The organism is Campylobacter coli (genome assembly GCA_039516895.1).
Lineage (GTDB): Bacteria > Campylobacterota > Campylobacteria > Campylobacterales > Campylobacteraceae > Campylobacter_D > Campylobacter_D coli_B.
In genome coordinates this window covers 1,278,651-1,304,914 of the sequence record CP154437.1, presented here as the reverse complement: position 1 = coordinate 1,304,914, position 26,264 = coordinate 1,278,651, and the positions used below count along the sequence as shown (strand labels likewise).

Sequence of the window (26,264 nt, the reverse complement as noted above, 5' to 3'; positions counted from 1 at the left end):
ATGTTAATTCTTGCTTCAAGTTCTGTTTCTAGATCGAATTTACTCAAAGAGGCAAAGATTGAATTTCAACAAATAAGCTTTGACTATGATGAAAATTTAGACAAAAATTTAAAGCCTAGTGTTTATGTGCAAAAAATTGTCCTAGAAAAAGAAAGACAATTTTGCACAACTTATGAAGAAAAATTTAAAGATAAAACTTTACTCTTTGCAGACAGCATAGTTTGCATAGGAGATAAAATTCTTACTAAGGCAAATACCAAAGAAGAAGCTTATGAAATGCTTGATTTACAAGATGGAAAATGTGCTAGTATTTTAAGTGCTTTTTTGTTAAAGAATTTAAAAAAAAGAGTTTTCTCTCTTTCAAAAACAACGCTTTATTTTTCAAAATTTGACCCTCATGATTTGAAAGATTATGTAGAAAATGGACTTTATAAGGGCAAGGCAGGAGCGATTATGTGTGAGGGTTTTCATAAAAACTATATTATCAAACAAGAAGGAAATTTAAATACTGCTTTAGGGCTTGATACTCAAAATTTAAAGGCTTATTTATGAAAATTTTAAAATATATATTTTCATTTTTTGTGGTGTGTTTCATCGCTGTATTTGTTTATGTAGCTTATCTTTTTACAAATGCAGATACACAAGGATATACTTTTAAAGAATACAAACCTCCACTTACAACGCAAATTTACGATAGAAATGGAAAATTAGTAGCTAATATCTTCGAACAACATCGTTTTTATGCAAATTATGAAGAATTACCTCCACGCCTTATAGAAGCTCTTGTAGCTATAGAAGATACTAGCTTTTTTGAGCATGATGGGGTGAATATTGATGCTATTTTTAGAGCTGTTGTTAAAATTATAAAAAGTGGTGGAAAAACCATGGAAGGAGCTTCAACGCTTACCCAGCAATTTATCAAAAACACAGAATTAACTCCTGAAAGAACCATCACTCGTAAAATTCGTGAAGCCTTGCTCGCCTACAAAATGGAAACGATTTTAAGCAAAGAGCAAATTTTGGAAAGATATTTAAATTATATCTTTTTTGGGCATGGGTATTATGGGGTTAAAACAGCTGCGCAAGGATATTTTCATAAGAATCTAAACGAGTTAAGTCTTAAAGAGATTGCTATGCTTGTGGGTATGCCAAAAGCACCAAGCAGTTATGATCCTACAAAACATTTAGATCTTTCTATCGCAAGAGCAAATAATGTTGTAGCAAGAATGTATACATTAGGTTGGATTTCTAAAGCAGAATACGATGAGGCTATGAAAGAAATTCCTCAAATTTATGATGATACTTTAACGCAAAATGCAGCTCCTTATGTCGTAGATGAGGTGATTAAGCAATTAAGTCCTAGCATTAAAGATCTTAAAACAGGTGGCTATAAAATCACTTTAAATATAGATTTAGATGTACAAGAAATGGCTCAAAACGCCTTAAAATTTGGTTATGATGAAATAGTAAAACGCGATAAAGATGCAAACTTAAGCACGCTAAATGGAGCTATGGTGGTTGTTAATCATCAAAGCGGAGATGTTTTAGCTTTGGTAGGAGGGGTTGATTATGAAAAAAGCAATTACAACCGAGCCACTCAAAGCACGCGACAACCGGGTAGTTCCTTTAAGCCTTTTGTATATCAAGCAGCTATTAATCTTGGTTATTCGCCTGTGAGTGAGATTGCGGATATTTCTAGAATTTTTGAAGGTGGGGCAGGGGATAATAAAGACTGGAAACCCAAAAACGATGGAGGTAAATTCCTTGGCTTGATTACCCTAAAAGAAGCCTTAACACGCTCAAGAAATCTAGCTACTATCAATCTCGCACTCAATATGGGACTAGATGTACTTCATTCAAAACTTGTAGAATTTGGCTTTAGAGATATTCCGGCTAATTTATCGATTGTTTTAGGAAGTTTTGGAATTTCTCCTTTGGAGTATTCTAAATTTTATACTATGTTTGGAAATTACGGAGTTATAAAAGAGCCACAAATTATTAGGCAAGTGCAAGATAGAAATGATCAAATTATTATGGAATTTAACTCAAATGAATACAGAGTGAGCGATGAAGCACAAAGCTTTTTGGTTTTAGATATGATGAGAAATGTTGTAGAGCATGGCACAGGGCGCAATGCAAGGGTTGAAGGTATAGAAATAGCAGGAAAAACGGGAACTACAAACAAAAATATCGATGCTTGGTTTTGTGGCTTAACGCCTGAGATTGAAGCTTTGATTTGGTATGGAAATGACAATAATAAGCCTATGCGTTATACAGAGGGTGGGGCTAGGACCTCTGCTCCTGTATTTAGAGAATTTTTAAACAAATACTTAGAGAAATTTCCTGATACTACAAGAAAATTCAGTATTCCAAATGGGGTATATAGAGGAAGTTACAAGGGGAAAAATGCTTATTATACTATCAAATCGCCTCTACCAAGAGCAAATATGAAATTTAACGAAAGTGAGATTTTATTTTAAAAAGTATGCGAAGAAATAGAAAAATCTATTTCTTCTAAAAAGAGTTAAACTTTTTCGATAACAATCTCATCATTTTTTGCATCGATGATGATCTCATCGTTTTCATCAAGCTTATCTGCAAGTATCATATCGCTTAGTTTGTCTTCGATTAAATCATAAATAGCCCTTCTTAAAGGTCTAGCACCAAAGTCAGGATCAAATCCGTCCTTAGCGATTAAAAGTGCAGCATTTTCACTAAGACTTGCTTTTATGCCTTTATTTTCCAAACTTTTTTGCAAGTCTTTAAATAAAAGCTTAACTATTTCATATGCCTCATCTTTTCCAAGTGGATTAAAGGTGATGATATCGTCTAAGCGATTTAAAAATTCAGGCTTGAAGAAATTTTTTAACTCATTTTTTACCGCATCTTCTTGTTCTTTTCCATTTAAATTCATGATAGCACTTGAGGCGATATTTGAAGTTAAAATGATAATGGTATTTTTAAAATCCACGGTTACACCTTTGCTATCGGTTGCTCTACCATCATCTAAAATTCCTAAAAGCACATTAAATACATCTTTATGAGCTTTTTCGACTTCATCAAATAAAAGCACACTATAAGGCTTTCTACGCACCGCTTCAGTGAGCTCGCCACCCTCTTCATGTCCTATATAGCCAGGAGGTGCTCCTAAGAGTCTTGAAACACTATGTTTTTCCATAAATTCACTCATATCAAAGCGAATCATTGCTTTTTCATCATCAAATAAAAATTTCGCCAAAGCCTTAGCAGATTGTGTTTTTCCTACTCCTGTAGGTCCTAAAAATAAAAAGCTTCCTATAGGTTTGTTGTCTGCATTTAATCCTGCTTTATTGCGTTTGATAGCTCTTGCTAAAGCGCTTAGAGCTTTATCTTGTCCAATTACGCTTTCTTTTAGGTGTTTTTCTACTTCCAAAAATTTTTGTTTTTCTGAAGTCAGCATTTTTTGCACGCTAATCCCTGTCCATTTACTTAAAATTCCAGCAACCAAATCTTCATCAACTTGATTTTTAAGCAAGACTCCATTTTCGCTCATTTTTTTCCATTTTTCTTCCAAATTTGCCACTTCTTTTTCGCATTCTGGAATTTTGCCATATTCTAATTCTGCAGCTTTTTGGAATTCACCCTTGTTTTTCGCAAAAACGGCTTCATTTTTTAGACTATCAATTTCTTTTTTCTTTGCACTTATGCTATCAAAGACTGCTTTTTCATTTTCAAATTGAGAGTTTAAGGCACTTTGTTTTTCTTTTAAATTTGCTAGCTCCTTGGAAATTTCATCTAGTCTTTTTTGATTTTTTTCATCATTTTCCATTTTTAAAGCTTCATTTTCTACTTCTAAGGTTTCTATGTCTTTGCGTACTTTTCTTAAAGAGCTTGGTTCGCTTTCAATTTGCATTTTAAGTTCAGCCGCAGCTTCATCGATTAAATCAATTGCTTTATCGGGTAAAAAACGATCGGCTATGTAGCGTTTTGAAAGCTTAGCTGCCGCTACTAAAGCGCTATCATTTATGGTGACATTGTGATGAATTTCAAGTTTTTCTTTAATACCTCTTAGCATTGCTAAAGCTTCATTTACGCTAGGCTCACCTACATTTACGGGTTGAAAACGGCGTTGTAAGGCTGCATCTTTTTCAAAGTATTTGCGATATTCTTTAAGAGTGGTTGCTCCTATGGTGTGTAGTTCGCCTCTTGCAAGTGCTGGCTTTAAAATATTTGCCGCATCCATACTTCCTTCGCTTGCTCCTGCGCCTACTATGGTGTGAATTTCATCGATAAAAAGTATGATATTTTCACTTTTAATAACCTCATTTACCACCGCTTTTAATCTATCTTCAAATTCTCCACGATATTTTGCCCCTGCGATCAATGCACTCATATCAAGTGCTATGACTTTTTTATTTTGTAAAGATTTTGGTACATCTTTTTTGATAATTCTTTGTGCTAAAGCTTCTACGATTGCTGTTTTTCCTACTCCTGGTTCACCTAAAAGTATAGGATTGTTTTTCGTTTTGCGTATAAGAATTTGCATCAAGCGTTCGATTTCTTCTTCTCTGCCTATAACAGGATCAAGCTTTCCTTCACTTGCTTTTGCGGTTAAATCTATACCAAATTTATTTAAGCTGTCTAAGGTTTCATCACTTGTTTTGCTTTCGATTTTGCGTCCCGCTCTTAGATTTTGGAGTTCTTTTTGAAATTCTTTAATATCTATAAATTTAGCTAAAATTTCTCTAATAGGGTTTTTTTCACTTTCGCTTATAAGCCAAGTATCTACGCTTAAATAGTTATCACCATTGGCACTCATGAGTCCTTTAGCACTTTCTAAAGAATTGATAAATTCATTAGAAAAACGCATATTTTCACGATTTACATTAGAGCTTGTTGCAAGATTTGAAATTTTGCTTTTGATTTCAAGCTCTAAAGCTTCTTTTGAAATATTAAATTTATTACAAATTTGATTTAAAATACTTGAACTGTCTACAATTAAAGCCCATAAAAGATGCAAAGGGACAACTTCATTATTTTTAGAATGAATTGCTAAAGATGCCGCACTTTCAAGATTTGAAAGCATATTGTCGGTTAAAAATTCTTGTATATTTGCCATTGTATATCCTTTTCAAGTTTTATATATACAGCATTATATAACTTTAGTCAAATAATGTCAAGTTATTTTATAATATTTTTGCAATAAAATTAAGTATTTATTTGAAAGTATTCAATTTAGAGTATTAAAAAAAGGCTACTTGACAAACATATCAATAGCTTTGTTTAAATCTTCTATGCTTTGCGTATCTTTTTCCATCACTGCATGATACATACAATGGGCTAAATGTTCTTTAAGTATGGCTTTGGCGGTATTGTTAACCGCTGCTTTGACCGCAGCAAGCTGGATAAGAATATCACTACAATCCTCATCTCTTTCAACCATTTTTTTAATAGCTTCTAAATGTCCTATGGTACGACTTAGGCGATTACTTATGGCTTTGATATGTTTTGGAGAATGTGTATGAGTGTGTTTCATTATATATTCTTTCTTGCTTTAAAATTAAAAAATATAAAATATTTTAGCATTAATTTTTTTAAATCCATTAAACTTATAACAAATTTAGTATTATTTACGAATTTTTAAGCAAAAGTTATTAAAATTTGGGCTTAAAATATTTAATTTTGGAGTTCATTTTGAGTAGTAAAAGATTTCTAGCCGCTATTACAGGCTTTACAGGCTCTTTGGCTCTTTGTGTTTTTTTAGCAAGCAACCTACAAGCAAAACCAAAGAATCAATCTGATTTAATGCAACAACGCTTAGAGTCTTTGGATAAACTGACTAAAACTTTAGCTATAGTCGAGCAGTATTATGTAGATGATGAAAATATTACAGATTTGATTGATAAGTCACTTTCTGGGCTTCTGAGTAATCTTGATGCACATTCCTCTTTTTTAAATGAAAAAGATTTTAACGATATGAAAATTCAAACAAGTGGTGAATTTGGTGGGCTTGGGATCACTGTAGGTATGAAAGATGGTGCCTTGACTGTTATCTCTCCTATAGAAGGAACTCCAGCGGATAAAGCAGGGATTAAATCAGGTGATATTATATTAAAAATCAATGATGAAGCTACTTTGGGAATCAACTTAAATGATGCAGTAGATAAAATGCGTGGAAAACCAAAGACACAAATCACTCTTACTATATTTAGAAAAGGAGCGACTAAGCCTTTTGATGTTGCTTTAACGCGTGATATTATCAAAGTAGAAAGTGTTTATGCAAAGCTTATTGAAAATGAAAATATACTTTATTTAAGAGTTACAAATTTTGATAAAAATGTTGTAGATATGACAAGCAAAGAGCTTAAAAAACATCCTGATGTAAAGGGTGTAATTTTGGATTTAAGAAATAATCCTGGCGGCCTTTTAAATCAAGCCACTGGACTTGTTAATTTGTTCGTAGATAAAGGAGTGATTGTTTCTCAAAAAGGACGCGTTACAAGTGAAAATCAAGAGTATAAAGCAAATCCAAAAAATAAAATTTCTGATAGTTCTTTAGTGGTGCTTGTAAATGGGGGAAGTGCGAGTGCTAGTGAGATTGTTAGTGGGGCTTTGCAAGATCTTAAGCGAGCTATAATTGTAGGAGAAAATACTTTTGGAAAAGGCAGTGTTCAGCAAATTATTCCGATTAATGAAACTGAAGCTTTAAGACTTACTATTGCAAGATATTATTTGCCAAGTGGACGCACTATTCAAGCAGTGGGTGTAAAACCCGATATTGAAGTGTTTCCAGGAAAAGTCAATACTCAAGAAGATAGTTTCAATATCAAAGAAAGCGATTTAAAGCAGCATTTAGAGAGTGAGCTAGAAAAACTTGATAAAAATGAGAAAAAAGAAGACAAGAAAGAACAAAAAAATGATAAGAATATTATTACTCAAAAGCAAATTAATGATGATGCGCAGTTAAAATCTGCCATAGATACTATCAAAATCTTAAATATTAAACAAGGACAATAATTATGAAAAAAAAAGAATTACTTTATGAAGGTAAGGGTAAAAAACTCTATGCTACCGAAGATGAAAATTTTCTTATAAGTGAATTTAAAGATGATTTAACAGCTTTTAATGCCGAAAAAAGGGGGAGCGAAAGCGGAAAGGGCGCATTAAATTGCAAAATCAGCACCGAGCTTTTTCATTTACTTGAAAAAAATGGCATAAAAACCCATTTGGTTGAAACCATTAACGACAATGAGCAAGTGATAAAAAAATGTAAAATTATACCTATTGAGGTTATAGTACGCAATGTTGCAACAGGATCGCTTACAAAAAGATTGGGTATTAAAGATGGCACGGTTTTACCTTTTGTTTTGGTGGAATTTTGTCTTAAAAATGATGAGCTAGGAGATCCTTTTATTAATGATGAGCATTGTTTGATTTTAAATTTAGTACAAAATGAGGCACAGATTAAAGAAATTAAAGAAATGGCTAAAAAGATTAATGCGATCTTAAGTCCTTTTTTTGATGCTAAAAATTTAAGACTTATTGATTTTAAAATTGAGCTGGGTTTAACTAAAGATAACGAGCTCGTTTTAGCAGATGAAATCAGTCCTGATAGCTGTAGATTTTGGGATAAATTTAGCAATGAAAAGCTAGATAAAGACAGATTTCGTCAAGATTTAGGAAATGTTAAAATGGCCTATGAAGAGGTTTTAAAAAGAATTCTAAACTAAGGAATATAATGAAAATAGTTGTCAATGTTTTTTTAAAAAATGGTGTTTTAGATCCCCAAGGAAAAGCTATAGAAAAGGCTTTACATTCTTTAAATTTTAACGAAGTAAAAGAAGCAAGAGTAGCTAAACAAATTATACTTGATTTAGATGAGAGTAATGAACAAAAAGCAAAAGAGCGCGTAAAAAGTATGTGTGAAGAGCTTTTGGTAAATAGCGTAATCGAAGATTATGAGCTTATTGTAAGTGAGAAATGATGAAAGTTGCTATTATTAGATTTCCTGGAACAAACTGCGAATTTGATACCCAATATGCTTTTGAAAAAATCGGCGTAAAAGCGCAAGTCGTTTGGCACGAAGAAAAAGAAATTAATGCAGACTTAGTGGTTTTACCTGGAGGATTTTCTTATGGAGATTATTTAAGATGTGCAGCAATTGCTAAAATTGCTCCTGCTATGCAAGGCGTTATTGCACATGCGAAAAGAGGTGGATATATTTTAGGAATTTGCAATGGTTTTCAAATTTTGCTTGAAAGCGGACTTTTAGAAGGTGCCATGAAGCATAATAATAATTTAAGCTTTATTTCAAAAAATCAAAATTTAAGAGTTGTTTCGAATAATAATGTTTTCTTAAAAAATTTTAAGAAAGATGAAATCATCAATCTTCCTATTGCTCATGGCGAAGGAAATTATTATGCAGATGAAGCTACTTTGAAAAAAATGCAAGATAAGGATTTAATCCTTTTAAAATATGAACCAAATCCTAATGGCTCTGTGTTAGATATCGCAGGAATTTGTGATGAAAATAAAAAAATTTTTGGTCTTATGCCTCATCCAGAGCGTGCTTGCGATAAAATTTTAGGTAATGATATAGGCTTAAGAATGCTTGAAGGCTTTATGTGAGAATAATACTTTTTCTAGTTTTTGTTTGTTTTAGTCTTTTTGCTCGAAGTGAAATTTCTGTTTTTGATGGTCAAGATGAAAATATGCAAAAAGAACTACAAAAACTTCCAAAAGAGGAGCAGCAAATTTATCAAAATATCGCTCCAAGTGATGAAAATTCCGATTTTGATAGTAATATATATGATCCTTTTATACCCCAAAGCTCTTTAGTTCTTACTACTGATGATTATCTTAGCAAAGTATATGTTGGAGAGGCGTTTCCCATAATCCTTCATGCCAAAACTACAGAAGATACAAATTTTGATTTTAATATCACTTTGCAAAAAAGCAAGGACTTGGTTTTTTTAAATCCTGATTTAAAATGGGAGTACATTAAAGGCGATTATAGGGCTGTTTTGTGGTTTGAGGCTAAAACTTCAAATGCAAATTTGGAACAGATTTCAGTCAGTCTTTTAAGAAATGGAAAAGTTTTTCAAAGTGCTAGTATTAGTATAGGTACTATCCAGTTTGAAAATACGCCCAATAATAAAAACTTTTCACATCTTGTGGCAAGTTCTTTGGAAGTTAAAAAAATTAAAACCAGTTATTTTGATGATTCAAATATTATTACAATGATTGAATTAAGTGCTACAAATACAAATCTTAAGAGTTTTTTTGTAAATGGAGTCGAGAAACAGGGTATTGAAAATTTAAAGGGTGATTTTAATTCTTCTAATGCTTTTTATTATGCTATTTTTCCATCGACTAAAACAGATTTTGAATTTTCTTATTTTAACAAAGACACTAAAAAAATGGAAAATATGAGCTTTAAGCTTAAAATCAGCGATGATGAGGTAAGCACTCAAAGCGATTTAAATCCTACAAATAGGGATTTTAATATTTATAAACAATATGCTCTTTGGGCTTTAACTTTTATTTTGGCATTATGGTTTGTTTGGAAGAAAAATTATTTTATTTTAGCAGGAGCGCTTTTATGTTTTATACTTGGTTTTCTTGTAGATACTAACACAGAAAATGCAATTTTAAAAGCGGGTTCTAGAGCTAAAATTTTACCAACTGAGTCATCAACTTATTTTTATACAGCAAATTCTAACGAAAAGGTTGAGGTGTTAGGTAAAAGACTTCATTACGTCAAAGTGCTTTTTCAAGATGGTAGGATAGGATGGGTTGAAAGTAGTGATTTACAAAAAAATTAAAGCTTTATATTTTTGGTTATTTTTTATTATAAGCGTAGCTTTTGTTGTGTTATGCTTTTGTTTTATAAAGTCCCAAGATACTCTTTGGAAACTTCGAAAATCTTGGGCTAGATTTCAAAAAAATATTCTTTTTTGCAAATATGAAGTCATAGGAGAATTTAATCTTAGTGCAAATATGATTTTAATGAATCATCAAAGCACTTTAGACATTATAGCTTTAGAGGATTTGTATCCTAAAAATTTATGCTGGATTGCTAAAAAAGAATTGGGTGAAATTCCTCTTTTTAAAATCGCCATTAAAAAACCCAAGCTTCTTTGTATAGATAGAAAAAATCCACGCGATTTGGTGCGTGTTTTAAAAGAAGCTAAGCAAAGACTGAGTGAAGATAGAGTTTTGGCAATTTTTCCTGAGGGAACGCGTTCTAGAAACGAAAAATTGCTTAAATTTCAAAGTGGTGCTAAAGTTTTAAGCGATAAGCTTGACTTAAAGGTGCAGCCTATTTTAATTGTCGATTCTGCGAAAATTTTAGATACTAAAAGTTTTAGTGCTAGTTCTGGAGTGTTGAAAATCATCTGCATGGATTTAGTGGATACGAGTGATGATAAATGGCTTGAAAATACTAGAAAAAAAATGCAAGAATTGCTAGATCAAGAAAGAGCTAAGCTTTGCTAAATACTATTTTAGTTGTGGGTTTTGGGGGTTTTATAGGGGCAGTTTTAAGAATGCTTTCTATCAATTTGATAAATAAAATTTTACCTCATTCTATAAGCTTTGGTACTCTTTTTGTTAATATCTTAGGATCTTTTATGATGGGACTTTTATTTTCTTATGCGCATCATAAGGGTTTATCTCCTGCCATTAAAAGCTTTGTAAGTACAGGATTTTTAGGGGCTTTTACGACTTTTTCTACTTTTTCTTATGAAAATTTACTGCTTTTACAAAGTGGAAATTATTTTAATTTTTCTTTAAATATTTTATTCAATATAATTCTTTGTCTCATAGCAGTTTGGCTTGGTTTTATAATTTTTAAGTAAGCTCTTGAAATTTACCTTAGAATTTGTATTTTTTGCTAAAATATCTGTTTCAAAATTTATAAAGGAGAAAAAATGCAGTTTCAAACTGAAGTAAATCAACTTTTACAATTGATGATTCATTCCTTATACTCAAACAAGGAAATATTTTTAAGAGAACTTGTATCAAATTCAAGTGATGCTTTAGATAAACTTAATTTTTTAAGCGTGAGTGATGATAAATATAAAAGTTTAAAATTTGAACCTAGAATAGATATTAAAATCGATAAAGATAAAAAAACCCTTACTATTAGTGATAATGGTATAGGTATGGATAAAGATGACCTTATTAACAATCTTGGAACCATAGCAAAAAGTGGTACAAAAAGCTTTTTAGAGAATTTAAGTGGTGATGCAAAAAAAGATTCTCAACTTATAGGACAATTTGGCGTAGGTTTTTATTCTGCATTTATGGTAGCTAGCAAAATCGAAGTTTTAAGCAAAAAAGCTTTAGATGATAAAGCCTATCTTTGGATTTCTGATGCAAATGGCTATGAGATTGAAGATGCGACTAAAGAAGAGCAAGGGACAAGTATCACTTTATATTTAAAAGATGATGAATTTGCAAATTCTTATAAAATTGAAAGTATTATAGAAAAATATTCAAATCATATTCAATTTCCAATTTTTATGGAAAAAGAAGAATTTATCCCTGCTAAAGAGGGCGAGGAAGAAGGAAAAACCGAGCTTAAAATTTCTCAGATTAACAAAGCTAATGCTCTATGGAGAATGCAAAAATCAAGCCTTAAAGCAGAGGATTATGAAAGATTTTATGAGCAAAATTTTCACGATTCTAACAAACCCTTGCTTTATCTTCACACCAAAAGCGAAGGAAAATTAGAATACAATTCTTTATTTTTTATCCCGCAAAATGCACCTTTTGATCTTTATCGTGTGGATTATCAAAGCGGTTTAAAACTTTATGTAAAGCGTGTATTTATCAGTGATGACGATAAAGAGCTTTTACCGACTTATTTGCGTTTTGTACGCGGGATCATCGATGTAGAGGATTTACCACTTAATGTAAGCCGTGAAATTTTACAAGAAAATCAAATTTTAAAAGGTGTAAAAGAAGCCAGTGTTAAAAAAATACTTAGCGAGCTTGAAAAACTTAAAAATAAAGATAAAGAAAAATATTTAAGCTTTTTTAAGAATTTTGGCAAGGTATTAAAAGAAGGACTTTATGGTTTTGGTGGCGAAAAAGACAGTCTTTTAAAACTCATGCTTTATAAAAGCACCAAAGGCGAAAGCTTGCGCTCTTTAGAAGAATACAAAAACGATATACAAGGCGAACAAAAAGAAATTTTTTATATCACTGGAAGCAATGAAAGCTTGCTTAGAAATTCACCTTTGCTTGAAGAATATAAGCAAAAAAATATAGAAGTATTACTCATGGATGATGAGATCGATTCTTTGGTTACTCCTATGCTTGGAGAATATGAGGGCTTGAAATTTGTAGCTATTAACCAAGTTGAAGATAAAAATGAATTAAGTAATGAAGAAAAAAATGAATTTGCTCCATTGGTGGCTAAATTTAAAGAGCTTTTAAAAGATCAAGTTGAAGATGTGAGACTGACAAGTCGTTTAAAAGATAGTCCAAGTTGTATTGTTTATGATAAAAATAAACCTGATTTTGCAATGCAGCAGCTTTTAAAACAAATGGGACAAGAGCAAAACTTTAAACCTATTTTGGAAATCAATCCAAAGCACGCAATTTTTACAGGCCTTAAAAATAATGAAACTTTTAGTGCTGATATAGCAACTTTGGTTTTAAACATGGCAAAACTTAGCGAAGGTATGGGCGTGGATAATCCGGCTGAATTTAATGCAAGTCTTACAAAAATCATTACTAAGGCTTTCTCATGATTACAAATCTCCCAGCAAGTGTTTGGATGAAGCAGGATTTAAGCGAATATCAAATTTTTGATGTTCGCACTCCAGCTGAATGGGAAGAGGGTGTTTTACCCCATGCTGAATGTGTAGCTTTATATGATAATCACGGACTTTTAAATGCTAATTTTTTAGAAGAATTTCAAACAAGAAGGGATAAAAATAAAAAACTTGCTTTTATTTGTCGTGGAGGTCATAGAAGTATGATGGCTGCCAATTTTATTAAAAATGAACTTGGCTTAGAAAGTGTAAATTTAGATGGTGGGATGTTGGCATTAAAAGGTTTGATATGATAGGACTTTATTTGTTAATAGCAGCATTATCTTTTTTACTTCTTTATTTTGCACTTAAAAAACTTACTTTAAATATAGATGAAAAAGCACTGCTTGAGCCTATAAAATCAGATATTTATCCTAAATTTTGTGATATTATTGATGAAAGAATTAGAGAATTTAAGGATAGAATTCAAAATAATAGTTTTGCCTTAAAAGATCAAGATAGAAAAGATGAATTATTGGAAAAATTAGGGGATTTAAGCAGAGAGCTTACCTTTATACAAACAATGAATTTAAGTAATAAAAGTGATAGTGTATGGCAAAATGAGCTTTTTGATTTTTTAAAAGAGCTTGAAAATTTATTGCTCGAGTATTTGGAAAATGGCGAAGAAGAGGCTGAAAATTTAAGAGAAAATTTAATGAGTGAATTTGAAAAGCTTAGAGGATAGGGTGCAAGAAGACAAAAACTTTTTAAAATATCTCAAGATAAGTTTTTGGGGTATTTTTACCTTGATTTTGATCTTTGCTTTAATTCGCTTTAGTGAATTTGCCAACTTATTAGCTGGAGTTGCAATCTTACTTATAGGAATGACAAATTTAAGTTTAGGGTTTAAATCTTTTAGTGGCGGTTTACTTGAAAGAATCCTTGCTCGCTCAACAAATACGAAATTTAAAAGCATACTTTTTGGTGCTATTAGTACTCTTATCATGCAATCTTCGACTTTAGTTTCAATTATTTCCCTTTCTTTTTTAAGTGCAGGACTTATATCTTTGACCGCTGGTGTGGGGATTATTTTTGGTGCAAATTTAGGAAATACTGCGAGTTCTTGGCTGATTGTTTGGCTTACAAGGGTTAATATTTCTATCTTGGCTATACCCTTGCTTGTGATTGGAGTTTTATTTTTCTTTCAAAAAGACAATATTATAAAAAGTTTTGGGAATATTTTTATAGGTATAGGTTTTTTCTTTTTGGGAGTGGATTATATAAAAAATGGTTTTAATGAATTTCAAGATGCTATAGATTTGTCTTATTTTGATTTTACAGGTTTTAAGGGAGTGCTGATTTTTGTAGGACTTGGGGCTTTGCTTACAGGTATTATTCAATCAAGCACAGCGACAATAGCCATCATAGTCGCAGCCTTATTGGCAGGACAAATCAGTTTTGAAAATTCTTTAGCAGCGACTTTAGGTACTAGCGTAGGAGGTGTGGTAACAGCTGTGCTAGCTTCTTTAAGCACTAATGTCGAAGGTAAGAAGCTTGCTTTTGCAAATTGTATTTTTAATTTTACTATTGCAATTATAATCATAGCTATTTTTCCTTATTTTATTGATTTTTTAAATGGGATAGCAGGAATTTTGAATATAGAAAATTTAGCTTTGAAAATGGCTTTATTTCATACCTTGTTTAATCTTTTAGGAATATTTGTTTTTGTATTGTTTATCCCGCAATTGGTAAATTTTTTAAACAAGAGCGTTAAAGCGTCTAAGGATAAAAACAAGGATCGACCTTTATATCTTGATTCTAATTTATTGAAATTTAGCGATACAGCTATCGAAGCCTTGCGAAAAGAAAGCGAGCATCTTTATGATAATGCGTATGCGATTATCGCTCATGCTATAGGTTTAAGTCGCAAGGATATACAAAGCAATAAAAGTTTTGAAGAAATTTTACAAAATAAAAAATGGTTCAGCAGAAATGTGGATTTGGATTATTTGTATCAAACTAGAATCAAAGTGCTTTTTGAAGCGATCATCGATTTTTCAACCAAAGCACAAATTCATATAGATGATGAGCTTAAAAATCATAGAATTTTTACTTTTAAAATCGCTGCTAAAAATCTTACAGAGGCAACTAAAAATTTAAAATTAGTTCAAGAAAATATCAAAAAATACTCTAATTGCAACAATAAAGATTTGGCCTTAGAATACAATAAAATAAGATCTAATTTAGGAGAATTATTAAGAAGTATTCAAGAGCTTAGGGCTGTTGATGATGAAAAAATGTATTTAATTATTAAAAATCTTCAAAAAGGTAAGGAAATTTTAAAAGAAATTGATGGTTTAACTCTTAATAATGTCGAACATCTTATTTTGGTTAGAAAAATCACTACCGCAGAAGGTATATCCATAATCAATGATACAAGTTTTATCGCTAAGATCGCTAAAGATCTCATAGATGCTGTTGAAATCATTTTTGCAAGAGAAAAGGTGCTTTGGGATGATATTAATTAAGAGTTTGGTTATTTTCTACAATGACAGGGGTTAAAAAATCCTCATTGATTAAAATATCTACAACATCTTTAAACATAGGCAAAGCACTTTGCGCAGCATAATAACTATAAGGTTTAGTAGGATTTCTTACTAAAACTCCTATGGTATAATTATGTTTTGCATCATTAGCAAAACCGAAAAAAGAAGCATTGTAGCGATTAGAAGTATAGCCTTGTCTTTCTGCAATACGTGCGGTTCCTGTTTTGCCTCCTATGATTATGCCTTGAGTGATGGCTTTTTTTCCTGTACCTTTTTCTATAACATCAATAAGAATTTTTTGCATGGTTTGTGCTGCTTGCGGGGTTAAGATAACTTCTTTTTTGATATCCTCTTCAAGACTTACAAAGCGTCCATCTTGATAGAATTTTTCAGCCAAATGTGGAGTTATATAAACCCCATTGTTATTAAAAACATTATAGGCAGCAAGAAGTTGTATAAAGGTTGTTTTTAAACCATATCCATAACTTAATACCGACTTTTCTATATCTCTTAAACGCTTGGAATTGGGAATTTCTCCTTTTTGTTCGTAAGGCAAATCAATCCCACTCTTTTCACCAAATTTAAAAATTTTAAGCCCAGCAATGATTTCAAGATTGCTCAATCTTTTGGCAATTTGTATCATCCCTATATTAGAAGAATACCTAATTACCTCTTCCATAGTCATTTGATCCATTTTATGATCATCTCTAATGGTAAAACGACCCAGTTTATAGGCTCCGCCATAGGTATTAATCACTTCATCTGTCTTGAGTTTGCCAAGTCTTAGAGCAGTTGTAAAAATAAAAGGCTTGATAACCGATCCTGCTTCGTATCCATACTCTATGGCGCTTGCATTTAAAACAGATAAATCTTTGCCGCGATTTTGCGGATCATAACGTCTAGAGCTTGCAAGAGCTAAAATTTGACCTGTTTTACTATCCATGACTCCGACTATGATTTCATTAGCTTTTAAATCTTCATTTCTTCCATCAATCGCTTTTTCAATGCTTTTTTGAAGTTTTAAGGATATATTAAGATATAAAAGACAACCATCAATCTTTTTTTGCTGTAATGAATTTAAATTTAAGATTATATTTCCACCTATATCTTTTAAACCTTGAATTTTCTCGTTTTGGAGCGGATTTAGACAAGCATCGTAGTATTTCTCAAGCCCTTTTACTCCAACATTTTTTAAAATTCCACTTTGAGGATCTAAAACCATTTTTGTATAACCTATGGCTGGAGTTAAGGCATCTTTAGACATATAAATTCTATCTTCTTCGTGTTCTATGATGCTCAAGCCCCTTGTTTCGGCTTTTCCTAAGTTATTGGTAAATGCTTTAAAAAATCCTTGTATATAAAGCTTTTTTGCAAGATCTTTAAGATAACTTGCTTGTTTAGAATCTAAATTTTGAGAAAGGATAAAATGATAGGATCGTTTTTTTTGTTTTTGGATTCTTTTTTTAATATCTGCAATTTCACTATCGCTAATCCCACTATATATTTGAAAAAGTTTTAAAAATAAATCAAATTTATCTTTATTGATACTTCTTAAATCAATTTCTGCGCGATAAATTTGTCTCGAGCTTGTGATAGTAAAATTATCTTTAGTGATGATGTTTCCGCGCAAGGCAATAGAGTATTGATCTTTTTCGGTATTGGGGATATGGCGTTTTGAAGTGAGAAAAAAGGTAGAGCTAAGAAAAATAATCATAAAAAAAAGTGCCATGCAGTAAGCAAAGGCGACTTTTGAAACGCGATTTTTCTTATGCTCTTGCATATAAGTTAAATTTGTGTTCTTGTGATTTCTTTATAAGCACTGATAGCTTTATTTCGGACTTCTAGCATAAATTTCATACTGCTTTCAGCTTTTGTAATAGCAATAGCTGCTTGGTGTAAATCTTTTACTTGTCCTGTTGCAATATCCGTCATCGCAGCTTCTGCAGTTTTTTGAGTTTTATCTAAATCTTCAATTTCATTTTTAAGCATTTTGGCAAATTCATCACCGATTCTATCACTAGAGTTTTGGCTTTTGTTTGTATTTGAAATGTTGTTATTTAATCTTAAATCATTAATATTATTCATATTTTATTATCCTCTTAATAAATCAATCGCACTTTGAGCTATAGTCTTTGCGCTTGTAAAAGCACTAACGTTAGCTTGATAAGCTCTTGTTGCTTCAATTAAATCTGCCATTTCGATGACAGGATTTACATTTGGATATGCTACATAGCCTTGTGCATTAGCATCAGGATGAGAAGGATCGTATTTCATACGAAAATCTTTATCATCTCTTACGACTTTATCTACAACAACACTTTGTATAGCAGGCTTTGCCTCTTCAGGCGAGCTTGGATCATTTAAAGGATTTTCATATTTTAAAAAGTTATTGTCTTTATTGATTTGCTCATTTAAAAGCTTGTCAAAATCTGTTGCTTTAAAGATCACTTCGCGTCTTCTATAAGGTCCGCCTTCAGCTGTTCTTGTTGTATTTGCATTAGCTATATTGGAGCTAATAACATTCATTCTAAAGCGTTGAGCACTTAAACCATATCCGCTAATATCAAAATCACTTAAGTATGCCATAATTTACCTTTAACTTAATTTAGAACTTGCATCAAGTATAGAGCTAAAAATATTACTTTGTCTTCTTAAGACCCCATCAAGAGCTGTAATCATCACTGTATTTTTACTCATCTCAGTAGTCTCAACATCTAAATCTACAGTGTTAGCATCATTTCTTGCTAAATGTCCATCTCTTAGATAAATAGTAGATTTGCTAGGATCTGGAAATTTCCAAGGTTTTTGATGCCCTTCTTCGGTTATTGCTAATTGCAATTCTTTATTGTCATTTTTTTTAAAGATTTCATTTGCACGATTTACCAAAGCAGTTTCAAATTCAATATCTCTTGCTTTATAAAAAGGAGTGTCAACATTTGCAAGGTTTGCATTGATGAGTTGATTTCTTAAATTTCTACCCGCTAAAGCACTTGTGATAAGTTCTTTTGATTTGAATGGGTTAATCATTTTTTATCCTTTTTATAATTTCAAAAATTAACAAGCAAATACTGTTCCAACTTGCATAAATTTTTACAATTTCAATTATTTGTTTTTTGCAAATTAATAGCCTTGTTGTGATCGTTAAGATTGGTGCTAAAAATATGCGCTCCTGTGGCTTTATCTCTTACAAAATATAAATAATCAGTTTTTGCAGGAAAGATAGCAGCACGAATTGCAGATAGAGAAACATTGCAAACTGCTTCTTTAGGCAAACCTTCAAATTTATAAGTATTATAGGAACTATTATCTTGTCTTATTCTTTGAGGAGTGATTTTTGCATGAGAATAAATTCCATAGTTTAAAGTCCCATCCATTTGAAGTTTCATACCTTTTTTGATACGATTATAAATAACGCTTGCAACTATAGGCATTTCGCTTTCATTAGCCGCTTCTTTTTGAATGACTGACGCTGTTATGATATATTGGTGCCATTTTTTAGCATTGTATTCACCAAAAATTTTTTCCGAAGTTTTTCTATTTGTATTTTCTGCATGTTTGAGTAAAACTTGAATTAAAAGTGCTTCTGTGATTCCTTTTGGAATTTTGTAGGTTTCAGGAAGAAAAACTCCTTCTTTATATGTGGCTTGTTTTTCAAATTCAGCTAAAAGCGTGTTTTTATCAAGTTCTAATTGTTGTGCAGCTTGTTCTAAAAAAATTACACTGGTTTCTCCAGGGATTAGAGTAAGAGTTTCTAATGCTGCCTTGGCTATGGTAAGTTTGTGTAAAAATTCTATCCTATTGAGTTCTTTTGTGCCTATATTTATCCAACCTGATTGAGGATGGCCTAAGAAAAACAAGATATATTTATCAATCGAGTTCATTTCGTATTTATTTTGCTTTAGATGTGTTATAATTTGAGCAATAGAACCTTGAGGCAAAAAAACAACAGAATTGCTTTTTAAAGGTTGTGTTAAATAATAAAAAATTCCTAAAATAAATATCAAAAAGAAGTTTCTAATGAAAAAGAAAATTGTATATGTATTACTTGTTTTAATTGTATTTATCTCGGCTATATTTTTAGTTCTTAAGAATGGTATTCTCATATCTAATATCCAATTAAGTTTTTTAAATTTGGAGCAATTATATATTAAATTAGATAAAAAACTCATTGTGCGAGCAAAAAATATTACATTTAATGAAGATACTAATGCAAGCATTCAAGATGATAAGAATGAAAATTCTGATTTTGCTTCTAAGGAGTTGTTAAAGATTACTAAGAATTTAAAATATCTTTATACTTTTGTTGAGGAAATAGACATACAAAATCTCAATATTAAAGATAATCATATGCGTATATTGTTTAAAAATGATGAATTTTTTGTAGATAATGATTTATTGTTTTTAAAACTTGCCTTGCACAGAGAGGGGCAAGAAATCAATGCTGATATCAAAAATCTTTGGCTTAAAGATTATAATTTAAGCGTAGATGGAAATTTAAGTATTAATGCAAGAAGTGAATTTTATAATTTTAAAGGCCAAGCAAGTGGTGATTTGATTGATTTTAAAGTAAATATTTCTTATAAAAATCAAAACTTAGCTTATAAATTTGAAGATATTAACATTAGAGATATTACTACTATTTTCAATCAAGCAGAAAAAAGAATAACACTTCCTAAACCTTTAGTTCTTTGGGTTGCACACAGAGCTAAAGGGGATTTCTATCATTTTGACTTTATTCAAGGTTTTGTTGATTTATCTAAAAATAATTATTATTTTGATGATATCAGTGCATGGGGTTATGCAAATAATGTAAAAGTTCGTTTGGACAATCAAATGAATGCCATTAATTTTCCAAAACTTGATTTAAATTTAAGCAATCAAAAATTAAATTTTACTTTCAATAAGGCAAGTTATAATGAATCAGACTTAAGTGAAAGCAAGGTGTTTTTATATGATTTATTTGACAATAAAAAACATGGAATTTATTTGCGTATCAAATCTAAAAATTTAAAATTTGATGAAAAGCTTGCCAAGGCATTAAAAAATTATAATTTAAATTTACCTTTTTATCAAAAAAGTGGAAAGCTTGGAAGTGATTTAGAGCTTATAATCGATTTTAATGAAAAAGGTGATTTAAAATACAATGGCACTTTGTCTTTAGAAAATGCGGAGCTTACATTGGCAAATTTTAATGTGGCTAAAGCTTTTGTTAAACTGAATCAAAATGACTTGAGCATAGAAAATGCAAGTGTAAAAAATGAGTTTTTGGAAGCAAATTTTAATGCTAAAATCGATCTAGCCAACCACAAGGGTATTTTTGATACTCAAATTTCAAGATTGTATTTTGACAATGGTGAGCTTTTTGATATGAGAAATCAAAAAACAGTGATAAATTTAGACTATAAAGATGATTTACAACTTAGTATGCCAGAATGGGATTTGACTTTAAATTTTAAAGAAGGACTTGAAGTATATGCCAATAATTCTAGTGTTTTAATACCTCATTCGCCTTTATTAAAAAATTTCGGTTTTATGAGTGCAAAAAGTATTTATTATAAAAGTATAGATTTTAATGACTTTAATGCACAAATACAGGATGCTCATTTTAAAAACAACTTGTTAGTCGATAATAAACCTTATGAAAATGATAGCTTTGGTATTGTCCGTAAAAATGGTGTTTTAGACATAAATACACAAAGTGGTTTGGTCAGTGCCAAGATTATTGATAATAATAAAACCATACATCTTAAAAATTTGACTTATACTTATCAAAAAGATAAAAATGCTTCCGCTTCTTCATTTGATATAGCAAAAAATACTCAAAATATTATACTCAATGGAGAAAATCTTGCTTTGATTTTAGCAGATTTTAATAAAACTTTAAAATTTGATAAACTAGAGGCAAATTTAAAGAGCGATATCTTAGATGCTAGGGCTACTCGCAAGAATGCAAATTTTGATCTTCATTATAGTCCTAATGATTTGAAATTATTTGTCAAAAATATAAACGATGAGCATCTTAATGAATTTTTACAAAAGCGAGCCGTGCAGGAGGGTGTTTTTAATTTTAGTGTGGTAGGCAGCAGCATAGATTATTTTGAGGGGGAATTTAATTTTAAAGATACTTTTATAAGGGACCTTAAAGGGGTTAATCAGCTTATATCTTTTATCGATACGGTTCCAAGTCTTTTGATGTTTAAAACTCCTACTTTTAATGAAAAAGGTTTAAGTTTGCATGATGGAAGGGTTGTTTTTAATCGTAAGAAGGATTTGCTTAGTTTTGAAGCGATTAATTTAAATGGAGATAGTATGGATTTGTATGGTTTAGGTAGCGCAAACTTAAGATTAAATACCGTTGATGTAGATTTGGAATTAAAAACTTTAAAATCAGCTTCTGAAACTATTTCAAAGGTTCCGATTTTAAATTATGTTATTTTAGGGAAAAATCAAGAAATAAGTACCAATATAAAAGTCGATGGCGCTTTGGATAATCCAAAATTTCATACCCAAATTTTAAGTGATACTTTAAAAACTCCTTTTAACTTGATTAAAAATATCATACAACTTCCTTCTAATCTATTTAATTAAAAGTATTTAAAGTTTGTTTTAAAACTAAAACAAACTTTAAATTTACTCTTGCATTTTTTTTTAATTGTAATATACTTTAGATTGAAAAATAAAATTAGTGTTTAAAAGGACAGAAAATGCAAGTTACTTACACTTTGACAGACGAGTCTCCAGCGCTTGCGACCTATTCGTTTTTACCTATAGTAAAAGCTTTTTTAAGCAAGGCGCATATAGGAGTAAAAACTTCTGATATTTCGTTATCTGGAAGAATTTTAGCTACTTTTAGTGAGTATCTAAAAGAAGATCAAAGATGCGAAGATGCTTTGGAGCTTTTGGGTGAGCTCGTAAAAAAATCAGATGCAAATTTAATTAAGACTCCAAATATTTCAGCTTCTATTCCACAGCTGAAAGCTGCTATTAAAGAATTGCAGGAAAAGGGTTATATGTTACCAAACTACCCAGACGAACCAAAAAACGATGAAGAATTTCAAATAAAAACAAAATATCAAAAGGTTTTAGGTTCAGCGGTTAATCCTGTGCTTAGACAAGGCAATTCAGATCGCCGTTCTACTAAAGCGGTTAAAGATTATGCGAAGAATAATCCTTATCGCGTGGTTGAGTTTAATCCTAATTCTAAAACTCGTGTATCTTATATGAAAGAAGGTGATTTCTTTTCAAATGAAAAAGCGGTTTTAATCGATGAGGATTGTGTAGCAAGTATTGAATTTGTCGCAGATAGTGGCAAAAGTGAAATTTTAAAAGAGGGTTTAAAGCTTGAAAAAAATGAAATTTTAGATGCAACCTTTATGGATGTAGAAAAATTGCAAGATTTTTATGCTAAAGAAATCAAAGCAAGCAAGGATAATGATTTGCTTTTTTCTCTTCATTTAAAAGCTACAATGATGAAGGTAAGTGATCCTATACTTTTTGGCTATGCGGTAAAAATCTTTTTTAAAGAATTATTTGATGAATTTAAAGATGAATTTGAAACACTTGGAATTAATCCAAACAATGGATTAAGCGAGCTTTTAAGCAAGGTAGAAACTTCAAGTAAAAAAGATGAGATTTTAAAAAGATATAATGAAATTTTAAATAGTCGTGCTGATATTTCTATGGTAAATTCAGATAAGGGCATTACTAATTTGCATGTTCCAAGCGATGTTATTGTTGATGCTTCTATGCCTGCTATGCTTAAAAATGGGGCAAGATTATGGGATAAAGAAGGCAAAGAAAAAGATACAAATGCAGTTATCCCTGATCAAACTTATGCGACTATCTATGAAGCAGTTATTGAAGATTTGCATAAAAATGGCACTTTAAATCCTGCAAAATTAGGCAGTGTATCTAATGTAGGCTTGATGGCTAAAAAAGCTCAAGAATACGGCTCACATGATAAAACTTTTGTTGCTAAAGAAGATGGAGTGTTTAAAATCATTGCTAAGGGTAAGGTTTTATTAGAGCATAAAGTTAGAAAAGGTGACATTTATAGAGCTAATCAAGCTAAATTTGATGCTGTTTTAAATTGGATTGACTTGGGCATAGAAAGAGCTGATTTAACAGGGGCTGAGGCGATTTTTTGGTTAGATAGCAAAAGAGCTAGCAATAAAATTATGATAGATTTAGTTCAAAACCGTCTTAAGGAAAAAAATAAAAATATAGCTATCCTTGCTCCTTATGAAGCTTGCTTAAAAAGCTTAGAATTGATTCGCGCTGGAAAAGATGCCATTTCTATTACAGGAAATGTTTTAAGAGATTATTTAACTGATCTTTTTCCTATCTTAGAGCTTGGAACAAGTGCAAAAATGCTTTCAGTTGTACCAATGTTAAATGGTGGAGCTATGTTTGAAACCGGAGCAGGGGGTTCAGCACCAAAGCAAGTAGAACAATTAGTAGAAGAAAACCATTTGCGTTGGGATAGCTTGGGTGAATTTTTAGCCCTACAAGCAAGCTTAGAATTTTATGCTAATAAATGCAATAATCATAAAGCTAAAGTCTTAGCAGAATGTCTTGATGAAGCTATAGGAGAATGGCTTGAAAATAATAAAGCTCCATCAAGAAAAGTAAAAGAAGATGATAATCGTACAAGCCATTTTTATTTAGCAATGTATTTTGCAAATCATTTAGCAAGACAAGCAAGTGATATGGAGCTTCAAAGCTTTTTTAAAGATATTGCTTTAGAACTTTCCTCTAATGAAGAAAAAATTAGAGCTGAATTTAATGACGCTCAAGGCGTGAAGGTTGATTTAGGCGGTTATTATAAATTTGATGATGAAAAAGCAAATAAAATTATGCGTCCAAGTGCAACTTTTAATGCTATCATAGAAAAAATAGGACAAAGATGAAAATCACAATCATCGGTGCAGGGAATGTAGGTTCAAGTGTAGCCTATGCTTTAATTTTGCGTGAGTTGGCGAATGAGATTGTTTTAGTTGATATCAATGAAGATTTATTGATTGCAAAGGAATTAGAATTATCCCAAAGCATAGCTGCTTTAAATTTGGATATAGAATTAATTTGCACCAAGGATTATTCTTATACAAAAAATTCTGATATTGTGCTTTTTAGCGCAGGATTTGCAAGAAAAGATGGTCAAAGCAGAGAAGAGCTTTTGCAACTTAATGCAAACATTATGCTTGATTGTGCTAAAAAAATTAAAGAATTTAATTCTGATCCACTTTTTATCATTTTGACAAATCCTGTGGACTTTTTGCTCAATACTCTTTACGAGAGCGGAATTTTTTCTTCTAAAAAAATTGTTGCTATGGCAGGGGTTTTAGACAATGCAAGATTTAAGTATGAGGTAGCCAAAAAATTAAAAGCCAAAATTTCAAGCGTGGATACAAGATTAATTGGTTTTCATAATGATGATATGGTTTTAGTAAAATCTTATGCAAGTGTTAAAAATCAAAAACTCGGAGAGCTTTTAAGCGAAGAGGAATTTGAAGATTTGGAAAATGAAGTTAAAACCGGTGGTGCAAAGGTGATTAAACATCTTAAGACTTCAGCATATTTGGCACCTGCAAGCGCTTGTGTAAGAATGCTCGAATCCATAAGAAGTGGAGAATTTTTGCCTATGAGTGTGATTTTGCATGGGGAATTTGGAGTGCAAAATAAAGCCTTAGGAACTATGGCAAGATTGGGTTTAGAGGGTGTTGTTGAGATTATGAAGCTTGAGCTTAGCGACGAAGAAAAAGACAAGGTAAAAAAATCATTAATAAAATATCAATATATAAAGGAAGATAAATGAATATACATGAATATCAAGCAAAAGCGATTTTTGCAGACAATGGTATCCCTACTTTAAAGGGAAAGGTTGCATTTAGCGTAGAAGAAGCTGTAGAAAATGCTAAAGAGTTAGGCGGTAGTGTTTGGGCTGTTAAGGCTCAGATCCATGCAGGTGGTCGTGGTCTTGGCGGTGGTGTTAAAATCGCTAAAAATTTAGATGAGGTAAAGGCTTATGCAAGTCAAATTTTAGGTATGAATTTGGTTACTCATCAAACAGGACCTGAGGGTAAATTGGTGCAAAAACTTTACATAGAAAGTGGTGCAAATATAGTAAAAGAATATTATTTAGCTATTTTATTTAACAGAATGGCAGAGCAAATTACAATCATTGCCTCAAGCGAAGGAGGAATGGATATAGAAAAAGTAGCTAAAGAAAGCCCTGAAAAAATTGCAAAAGTAGGTATTGATCCACAAATTGGCTTTAAAATGTTCCATGGTCTTGAAGTAGCAAAAGTTCTAGGACTAGATAAAGATGAAAGCAAAAAACTTATTTCTATGATAGCAAAACTTTATAAGCTTTACATGGATAAAGATATGAATATGCTTGAAATCAATCCTTTAATTAAAACTGCAGAAGGAGATTTTTATGCTCTTGATGCAAAATGTAGTTTTGATGACAGTGCGCTTTATCGCCATCCAGAGATTGCTGAACTTAGAGATATTACAGAGGAAAATCCTGCTGAAAGAGAAGCGGCTGAATTTGGTTTAAGTTATGTAAAATTAGACGGTGATGTTGCTTGTATGGTAAATGGTGCAGGACTTGCTATGGCAACGATGGATATTATCAATTATAGCGGTGCAAAACCTGCAAATTTCTTAGATGTGGGTGGTGGTGCATCTGCTGAAACAGTCGCAAAAGCTTTTGAGATTATTTTAAGAGATAAAAATGTTAAAGTAATATTTATCAATATTTTTGGTGGTATTGTTCGTTGCGATAGAATTGCAAATGGTATTTTAGAAGCAACTAAAAATGTTGAGGTTAATATTCCTATCGTAGTGCGTCTTGATGGTACAAATGCAGCTGAAGCAAAAGCGATTTTAGATAGCTCAAATCTTAAAAATATCAAAGCAGCAACCAATCTTAAAAATGGTGCAGAATTAGTAAAAAGTTTAGTAGGATAAG

Annotated in this window: 24 protein-coding genes; 17 read left to right on the top strand and 7 right to left on the bottom strand. The window is 31.3% G+C overall.

Going from position 1 to position 26,264, the window contains the following annotated elements:
• A complete protein-coding gene (maf, locus tag AAID94_06540) occupies positions 1 to 552 on the top strand; it encodes a septum formation inhibitor Maf (GenBank protein XAK23496.1) in 552 nt (183 codons plus the stop codon).
• The gene (locus AAID94_06535) at positions 549 to 2,480 is read left to right on the top strand and encodes a penicillin-binding protein 1A (GenBank protein XAK23495.1); all 1,932 of its coding nucleotides are present in this window, start codon (positions 549 to 551) and stop codon (positions 2,478 to 2,480) included. The genes maf and AAID94_06535 overlap by 4 nt, the downstream gene beginning before the upstream one ends.
• A gap of 44 nt (positions 2,481 to 2,524) precedes the next feature.
• Here AAID94_06535 and AAID94_06530 read toward each other — a convergent pair whose 3' ends face one another.
• Both AAID94_06530 and AAID94_06525 read right to left on the bottom strand, forming a co-directional pair.
• Positions 2,525 to 5,098 (bottom strand): AAA family ATPase, encoded by a 2,574-nt coding sequence (locus AAID94_06530; protein ID XAK23494.1) that lies wholly within the window; start codon positions 5,096 to 5,098, stop codon positions 2,525 to 2,527.
• Positions 5,099 to 5,233: 135 nt separating this feature from the next.
• The gene (locus AAID94_06525) at positions 5,234 to 5,515 is read right to left on the bottom strand and encodes a metal-sensing transcriptional repressor (protein XAK23493.1); all 282 of its coding nucleotides are present in this window, start codon (positions 5,513 to 5,515) and stop codon (positions 5,234 to 5,236) included.
• A 143-nt stretch (positions 5,516 to 5,658) separates the two neighbouring features.
• Here AAID94_06525 and AAID94_06520 point away from each other — a divergent pair, with 143 nt between their 5' ends.
• The 11 genes from AAID94_06520 (at position 5,659) to AAID94_06470 (ending at position 15,271) form a co-directional block, all read left to right on the top strand.
• On the top strand, positions 5,659 to 6,996 hold the full coding sequence (locus AAID94_06520) for a S41 family peptidase (GenBank protein XAK24792.1): 1,338 nt from the start codon (positions 5,659 to 5,661) through the stop codon (positions 6,994 to 6,996).
• A 2-nt stretch (positions 6,997 to 6,998) separates the two neighbouring features.
• Positions 6,999 to 7,709, top strand: coding sequence for a phosphoribosylaminoimidazolesuccinocarboxamide synthase (gene purC / locus AAID94_06515; GenBank protein ID XAK23492.1), 711 nt, complete (start codon positions 6,999 to 7,001; stop codon positions 7,707 to 7,709).
• An 8-nt stretch (positions 7,710 to 7,717) separates the two neighbouring features.
• Positions 7,718 to 7,963, top strand: a complete 246-nt coding sequence (purS, locus tag AAID94_06510; GenBank protein XAK23491.1) for a phosphoribosylformylglycinamidine synthase subunit PurS — start codon at positions 7,718 to 7,720, stop codon at positions 7,961 to 7,963.
• Positions 7,963 to 8,607: a phosphoribosylformylglycinamidine synthase I gene (gene purQ, locus AAID94_06505; GenBank protein ID XAK23490.1), complete on the top strand. Its 645-nt coding sequence runs from the start codon at positions 7,963 to 7,965 to the stop codon at positions 8,605 to 8,607. Before purS ends, purQ begins: the two co-directional genes overlap by 1 nt.
• Positions 8,604 to 9,803, top strand: coding sequence for an SH3 domain-containing protein (locus tag AAID94_06500; protein XAK23489.1), 1,200 nt, complete (start codon positions 8,604 to 8,606; stop codon positions 9,801 to 9,803). The genes purQ and AAID94_06500 overlap by 4 nt, the downstream gene beginning before the upstream one ends.
• Positions 9,784 to 10,476 carry a lysophospholipid acyltransferase family protein gene (locus AAID94_06495; protein XAK24791.1) on the top strand — a complete coding sequence of 231 codons (693 nt, stop codon included), beginning with the start codon at positions 9,784 to 9,786 and terminating at the stop codon, positions 10,474 to 10,476. The genes AAID94_06500 and AAID94_06495 overlap by 20 nt, the downstream gene beginning before the upstream one ends.
• Positions 10,470 to 10,838, top strand: coding sequence for a fluoride efflux transporter CrcB (gene crcB, locus AAID94_06490; GenBank protein XAK23488.1), 369 nt, complete (start codon positions 10,470 to 10,472; stop codon positions 10,836 to 10,838). The genes AAID94_06495 and crcB overlap by 7 nt, the downstream gene beginning before the upstream one ends.
• A 72-nt stretch (positions 10,839 to 10,910) precedes the next feature.
• Positions 10,911 to 12,740 carry a molecular chaperone HtpG gene (htpG, locus tag AAID94_06485; GenBank protein XAK23487.1) on the top strand — a complete coding sequence of 610 codons (1,830 nt, stop codon included), beginning with the start codon at positions 10,911 to 10,913 and terminating at the stop codon, positions 12,738 to 12,740.
• Positions 12,737 to 13,057, top strand: a complete 321-nt coding sequence (locus tag AAID94_06480) for a rhodanese-like domain-containing protein (protein XAK23486.1) — start codon at positions 12,737 to 12,739, stop codon at positions 13,055 to 13,057. The genes htpG and AAID94_06480 overlap by 4 nt, the downstream gene beginning before the upstream one ends.
• The gene (locus AAID94_06475) at positions 13,054 to 13,488 is read left to right on the top strand and encodes a hypothetical protein (GenBank protein XAK23485.1); all 435 of its coding nucleotides are present in this window, start codon (positions 13,054 to 13,056) and stop codon (positions 13,486 to 13,488) included. Before AAID94_06480 ends, AAID94_06475 begins: the two co-directional genes overlap by 4 nt.
• Positions 13,463 to 15,271: a Na/Pi symporter gene (locus tag AAID94_06470; protein XAK23484.1), complete on the top strand. Its 1,809-nt coding sequence runs from the start codon at positions 13,463 to 13,465 to the stop codon at positions 15,269 to 15,271. The genes AAID94_06475 and AAID94_06470 overlap by 26 nt, the downstream gene beginning before the upstream one ends.
• Here the strand turns inward: AAID94_06470 and AAID94_06465 are convergent.
• From AAID94_06465 to mltG, 5 genes are all read right to left on the bottom strand, one after another.
• A complete protein-coding gene (locus tag AAID94_06465; GenBank protein ID XAK23483.1) occupies positions 15,264 to 17,069 on the bottom strand; it encodes a penicillin-binding protein 2 in 1,806 nt (601 codons plus the stop codon). The genes AAID94_06470 and AAID94_06465 overlap by 8 nt on opposite strands.
• 5 nt (positions 17,070 to 17,074) lie before the next feature.
• Positions 17,075 to 17,374, bottom strand: coding sequence for a flagellar hook-basal body complex protein FliE (gene fliE, locus AAID94_06460; GenBank protein XAK23482.1), 300 nt, complete (start codon positions 17,372 to 17,374; stop codon positions 17,075 to 17,077).
• A gap of 6 nt (positions 17,375 to 17,380) precedes the next feature.
• Positions 17,381 to 17,875, bottom strand: coding sequence for a flagellar basal body rod protein FlgC (flgC, locus tag AAID94_06455; GenBank protein ID XAK23481.1), 495 nt, complete (start codon positions 17,873 to 17,875; stop codon positions 17,381 to 17,383).
• A gap of 9 nt (positions 17,876 to 17,884) precedes the next feature.
• Entirely contained in the window at positions 17,885 to 18,316 is a 432-nt protein-coding gene (gene flgB, locus AAID94_06450) for a flagellar basal body rod protein FlgB (protein ID XAK23480.1), read from the bottom strand.
• A 71-nt stretch (positions 18,317 to 18,387) separates the two neighbouring features.
• On the bottom strand, positions 18,388 to 19,392 hold the full coding sequence (gene mltG / locus AAID94_06445) for an endolytic transglycosylase MltG (protein ID XAK23479.1): 1,005 nt from the start codon (positions 19,390 to 19,392) through the stop codon (positions 18,388 to 18,390).
• Here mltG and AAID94_06440 point away from each other — a divergent pair.
• From AAID94_06440 to sucC, 4 genes are all read left to right on the top strand, one after another.
• The gene (locus AAID94_06440; GenBank protein ID XAK23478.1) at positions 19,307 to 21,877 is read left to right on the top strand and encodes an AsmA-like C-terminal domain-containing protein; all 2,571 of its coding nucleotides are present in this window, start codon (positions 19,307 to 19,309) and stop codon (positions 21,875 to 21,877) included. The two genes, mltG and AAID94_06440, sit on opposite strands and share 86 nt — an antisense overlap.
• A gap of 116 nt (positions 21,878 to 21,993) precedes the next feature.
• Positions 21,994 to 24,198, top strand: coding sequence for an NADP-dependent isocitrate dehydrogenase (locus AAID94_06435; protein XAK23477.1), 2,205 nt, complete (start codon positions 21,994 to 21,996; stop codon positions 24,196 to 24,198).
• Complete coding sequence (locus AAID94_06430) at positions 24,195 to 25,103, top strand: malate dehydrogenase (GenBank protein ID XAK23476.1); 909 nt, start codon at positions 24,195 to 24,197, stop codon at positions 25,101 to 25,103. The genes AAID94_06435 and AAID94_06430 overlap by 4 nt, the downstream gene beginning before the upstream one ends.
• Complete coding sequence (sucC, locus tag AAID94_06425; protein ID XAK23475.1) at positions 25,100 to 26,263, top strand: ADP-forming succinate--CoA ligase subunit beta; 1,164 nt, start codon at positions 25,100 to 25,102, stop codon at positions 26,261 to 26,263. The genes AAID94_06430 and sucC overlap by 4 nt, the downstream gene beginning before the upstream one ends.
• The last annotated feature ends 1 nt before the right edge of the window (position 26,264 follow it).

Bases quoted from the DNA above. Each gene is read 5' to 3' on its own strand.
- maf (XAK23496.1), top strand. From the start codon at position 1: ATGTTAATTCTTGCTTCAAGTTCTGTTTCTAGATCGAATTTACTCAAA.
- AAID94_06535 (XAK23495.1), top strand. From the start codon at position 549: ATGAAAATTTTAAAATATATATTTTCATTTTTTGTGGTGTGTTTCATC.
- AAID94_06530 (XAK23494.1), bottom strand. From the start codon at position 5,098: ATGGCAAATATACAAGAATTTTTAACCGACAATATGCTTTCAAATCTT.
- AAID94_06525 (XAK23493.1), bottom strand. From the start codon at position 5,515: ATGAAACACACTCATACACATTCTCCAAAACATATCAAAGCCATAAGT.
- purC (XAK23492.1), top strand. From the start codon at position 6,999: ATGAAAAAAAAAGAATTACTTTATGAAGGTAAGGGTAAAAAACTCTAT.
- purS (XAK23491.1), top strand. From the start codon at position 7,718: ATGAAAATAGTTGTCAATGTTTTTTTAAAAAATGGTGTTTTAGATCCC.
- purQ (XAK23490.1), top strand. From the start codon at position 7,963: ATGAAAGTTGCTATTATTAGATTTCCTGGAACAAACTGCGAATTTGAT.
- htpG (XAK23487.1), top strand. From the start codon at position 10,911: ATGCAGTTTCAAACTGAAGTAAATCAACTTTTACAATTGATGATTCAT.
- AAID94_06480 (XAK23486.1), top strand. From the start codon at position 12,737: ATGATTACAAATCTCCCAGCAAGTGTTTGGATGAAGCAGGATTTAAGC.
- AAID94_06475 (XAK23485.1), top strand. From the start codon at position 13,054: ATGATAGGACTTTATTTGTTAATAGCAGCATTATCTTTTTTACTTCTT.
- AAID94_06465 (XAK23483.1), bottom strand. From the start codon at position 17,069: ATGCAAGAGCATAAGAAAAATCGCGTTTCAAAAGTCGCCTTTGCTTAC.
- fliE (XAK23482.1), bottom strand. From the start codon at position 17,374: ATGAATAATATTAATGATTTAAGATTAAATAACAACATTTCAAATACA.
- flgC (XAK23481.1), bottom strand. From the start codon at position 17,875: ATGGCATACTTAAGTGATTTTGATATTAGCGGATATGGTTTAAGTGCT.
- flgB (XAK23480.1), bottom strand. From the start codon at position 18,316: ATGATTAACCCATTCAAATCAAAAGAACTTATCACAAGTGCTTTAGCG.
- AAID94_06440 (XAK23478.1), top strand. From the start codon at position 19,307: ATGAAAAAGAAAATTGTATATGTATTACTTGTTTTAATTGTATTTATC.
- mltG (XAK23479.1), bottom strand. From the start codon at position 19,392: ATGAGAATACCATTCTTAAGAACTAAAAATATAGCCGAGATAAATACA.
- AAID94_06435 (XAK23477.1), top strand. From the start codon at position 21,994: ATGCAAGTTACTTACACTTTGACAGACGAGTCTCCAGCGCTTGCGACC.
- AAID94_06430 (XAK23476.1), top strand. From the start codon at position 24,195: ATGAAAATCACAATCATCGGTGCAGGGAATGTAGGTTCAAGTGTAGCC.
- sucC (XAK23475.1), top strand. From the start codon at position 25,100: ATGAATATACATGAATATCAAGCAAAAGCGATTTTTGCAGACAATGGT.